General features: G+C 39.0%; 4 protein-coding genes and 1 pseudogene. 2 read left to right on the forward strand and 3 right to left on the reverse strand.

Translation table 11 applies throughout. From position 1 onward, the window contains the following. Positions 1 to 209, reverse strand: a pseudogene (locus G1O98_RS41010) (hypothetical protein); the annotation flags it as partial. A 112-nt stretch (positions 210 to 321) separates the two neighbouring features. On the opposite strand from G1O98_RS41010, the gene G1O98_RS37285 reads away from it, so the two are divergent. Continuing rightward, entirely contained in the window at positions 322 to 513 is a 192-nt protein-coding gene (locus G1O98_RS37285; RefSeq protein ID WP_163939364.1) for a hypothetical protein, read from the forward strand. 20 nt (positions 514 to 533) lie between these two features. Here the strand turns inward: G1O98_RS37285 and G1O98_RS37290 are convergent, their stop codons facing one another. Both G1O98_RS37290 and G1O98_RS37295 read right to left on the reverse strand, forming a co-directional pair. Then, positions 534 to 1040: a hypothetical protein gene (locus G1O98_RS37290; protein WP_163939366.1), complete on the reverse strand. Its 507-nt coding sequence runs from the start codon at positions 1038 to 1040 to the stop codon at positions 534 to 536. A 541-nt stretch (positions 1041 to 1581) separates the two neighbouring features. Beyond that, positions 1582 to 1866 (reverse strand): hypothetical protein, encoded by a 285-nt coding sequence (locus G1O98_RS37295; protein WP_163939368.1) that lies wholly within the window; start codon positions 1864 to 1866, stop codon positions 1582 to 1584. A 292-nt stretch (positions 1867 to 2158) separates the two neighbouring features. On the opposite strand from G1O98_RS37295, the gene G1O98_RS37300 reads away from it, so the two are divergent. Continuing rightward, entirely contained in the window at positions 2159 to 3709 is a 1551-nt protein-coding gene (locus G1O98_RS37300) for a deoxyribodipyrimidine photo-lyase (RefSeq protein WP_163939370.1), read from the forward strand. Positions 3710 to 3827: the final 118 nt, after the last annotated feature.

A 3827-nucleotide genomic window follows, 5' to 3' on the forward strand; every position in this document is an offset into this window, starting at 1 on the left:
GCCTCTTTTCCTTCAGACACTAATACTAGGTCTAACTCTAGGCTTTCGGCTAGCTGTAATGCTTCATTGGTATCGGTTAAACCACGATTATTATTCTCATGGTCAATCAAGAAAACTTGGGGTGACTTGATTTGCGAGTTTATTAGTTGTTTTGGAATTGCGATAACGTTTGACTCCCAGATATATATTACAAACCTATAAAGTATCAGTCATGCCGACTATTGACAGCCTTGTTGTCTAAATCCATCGTAACCTAATCTTTTGCTTCTCTTTAGTTACAAAACCTGTATGGCATGGAGCGCTTCTATTGAGAATGTAAATATGCTTTCAATTTCCTACAACCGTATTATCGATAGCCAGCAGCCACAAAGTATTACCATTCAAGGTTATGTTGTCCGTCCTGGATTACACATTCTCACTTACGAGCAACTCAAGTTGCTACGGGAGCAAACACAGCATCATTCTCAGCTTGAACATTTAGTCAGCCAAGGCGTGATTAAGTTGACTGGTTAATAGTCGCCAGCACAAAAATCCTAACTCGCTACATCTAATTCCACCGTTGCTGGCTGTTGTTGCTCCTTGACAGCACCCAGTTCCTCAATAAAAGCGTCAATTGCCTTGGCTGCTGACTGCTTACCTGTTTTCAACTTAGAAAGGACGTTTTCGCGTATTGCTAAATAATCTGGTAGGACTTGCTGCTCAACAGAAACAACCTCTTGTGTAGGTAGAGCAACTTCACCATTACGCTGATTCATTAAGCCTTTTATCTGAGCGATCGCTTCGGCTAATTCCTGCCTAATCACCTGTTTTATCTCTTCCCCATCAGGTGTAGACGCAGCTAAAGCATTTATTTCCTGTTTAACTATTTCTTTAATCTCATCACCATTAGATAACGCTAGCCCAGCTTTTGTCTGACCCAGAATTCCCTGGAGCAATCTTGTTGCTGTATGATTCAATGACTCATTTTCAGAAATCTGCATTGCCGATAAAGCTTTGACTTCTGTATCAGTTAGCCCAATTGAAATTGTTACCTTAGCCATACTTTTAAAGCCTGTAAATATTAATCTTGTACATAGCTAGTTCTGGGTTATACCGCTTGTATACAGTTTCTTTGACCGAGAAGATTGGAGATTGAAGATCGCAGATTGCTTTATTGTTTGTTTTTAGTACAAGCCCAGCCCCTTGTGGGCAGAATAAATCTGAAAGACGCTCCTACGTCGCTAACGCTACGCTATCGTCAATCTCAAATCTACAATCGGCAATATACAATTGTTTGACAGTACTTTTATTGCTGACCACGAATCCTGTATAAACAACTTATCAATGACCCAATTATTAAACTTTGCCCTGTGAGCAAATTTTACCCTCGATTCTTTAATTTAGCTTCAAATCAGTCAAGTTGCCACTCATTCAATGCTAACGCACACTTACCTGATATCTATCTTAAAAATGAGGGCACATCTGCCCTCATGTAAACTTTTAACTTTTAAATATTGCCCTACATCCGCTACCCTTGCAGTTTTATATTCCACAAGGTGTGCCGCTTCAGTTACTACTTGACATTATTGCTAGCTCTGGACATTACCAACTATCACAGTAACTATCTACCCGAATCTCCCGCCAAATATCTGATACCTGCCACCCTGAGCTTTCAATTGCTTTCGCTGGAGGATTGTCAAGTCTTGGAGAATAGTAATAGTCAGAACCATACTCCAGCTTATTACAAGTCTCTTCCAGTTTTTGCTTGGCTTCTAATGCTCTTTCTGGAGTCTTAATATTTTCAACTTCTAGTTCTAACTGTTGGGATAAGTTTGTCGCAGATACCTTTTTCAAAATTGGCTTTTCTATTTTTCTGATCAGTTCCATATCTCTCTATCTAAAATTGACAAATCTACTATTACAAAAAGTTGATTTTTGAATCTGAAGAGTTCAAGAGTTAGTAGAAAGAATTAACATTGATACCTGACTTTATAGTTACCTACTTTTCAGACTGCTCACAAGTCGTTAAAACTAGAACTTACTTGTTCGGTTTGCTACACTGTGTAAAGTCAGCGCAGTCAGGATAGTTTACGGCTGCTATAAATACTCAACTTCGACAGCAAAATCACCTGTTGGTACAAATGTATTATAGTAGTAGTAAATTAAACTATGCACCTTTATGCACCTTCTATGGTTTCGTCGAGATTTGCGTTTAACTGACAATGAAATTGTCACCTCTTCATCTGGTAATGACGCAAGAGTTCTGCCATTCTTCATTATTGACCCTTGGTTTTATACCTGGGCTGATGTCGGAGCTGCTAGAGTCCGCTTCTTGTTTGAGTCATTGGAAAATCTCGACTCAAATCTGCAAAAGTTAGGTAGTCGGCTGTACTTATTTGAAGGTAATTCTACAGACATAGTGCAAGCGTTGACTAGGCAATTAATTATTGCAGGATATAAACCCAAACTTTTTTTTAGCCGTGATGTGCAGGTAGAGTACGGTGTCAGCCGCGATAAAACTATAGTTGATTTCTACAAACAGTTAAACCTTGATTACCACATTGGACTAAACAACTTTCTGCAATCAGCAGAGCAACGTGACGAGTGGTTTAACCAATACTATACCTATCAAAGACAATCTCAATATAAAACACCAGCAAGTATTAATACACCTCAAATCACACTCAATCTACCACAGCTAACATTTGAAGAACTTAAACAAAAATACCATCGTTTTTGGGCAGTAGAGAAAGTTTACTTTCTAGGGGGCGAAACACAAGCACAAGCTCAACTGGACTCTTTTCTCAGAAAAAGATACTCTGGCTACCATTGGAAACTTTCTCGCCCAATGCTTTCACAGCTTGGGGCAACATCTCATTTATCACCACACTTAACTTTTGGGACTATTTCAACTCGCACTATTTACCAAAGTACTAAAGCCTTAGCAGAAGAATTAAAAGCTCAACCCAAAGCAGAATTTTCCCTCAAAACATTTCGAGACCGTTTGCGTTGGCATGATAGTTTTACTGGGCGGCTCTATTTCCATCCAGAAATTGCTTACACTAACCGTTATCCAGAATTTGATCAACTATATACCCCATCAGCGTTATCAGGAGCAAAACAAGAATTATTTCAGGCGTGGCAACAAGGAATGACAGGCTTTCCATTGGTTGATGCCAGTATGCGACAACTCAAAACAATGGGTTGGATGAATTTTCGGATGCGGGCAATGTGCGCGACATTCCTAACTATCAATTGTGGGATTTCATGGCATCAGGGAGCTAAACACTACATGAACTATTTAGTAGATGGAGATTTAGCAATTAATAATTGGCAATGGCAGATGCAAGCTGGTGTTACTAATCCACTTAGCGATACTTTTCGCATCTATAATCCGTCAAAGAATATTGCCGAAAAAGACCCTCAAGGAGACTTTATTTACCACTGGATACCAGAACTAAAGGACTACAGTTTACCAGAAATTGAACAGGGGAAATACATTGACATTAGTGCCTATCCTAAACCCATTTTAGATTGGTCAAAGACGCGTAAAGTTAATAGCAAAGTTGTTTCTGACTTACGAAAGCAAACCAAACAGCGATTGTTAAGCCAAGGTGGAGATGAATACAATAATGCAAACGCTGCTAAAATAACAGTTGAGAAATACTGGCAGCATCAAGACAGAGAGTACAAAGAATATCAACAAAAGCTTACTGAGTTGCAGGAGTAAAGCATTATCTAGATTTTAAACCAAGCTCCTCTCTCTTTTTGCTAAATAAAATCACCATTCAACAATACTTTGTCGCGTCTTCCCCGCATTCATCTACTAAATACAACAAACACTTATA

The organism is Nostoc sp. UIC 10630, assembly GCF_010747425.1.
Taxonomy (GTDB): Bacteria; Cyanobacteriota; Cyanobacteriia; order Cyanobacteriales; family Nostocaceae; genus Nostoc.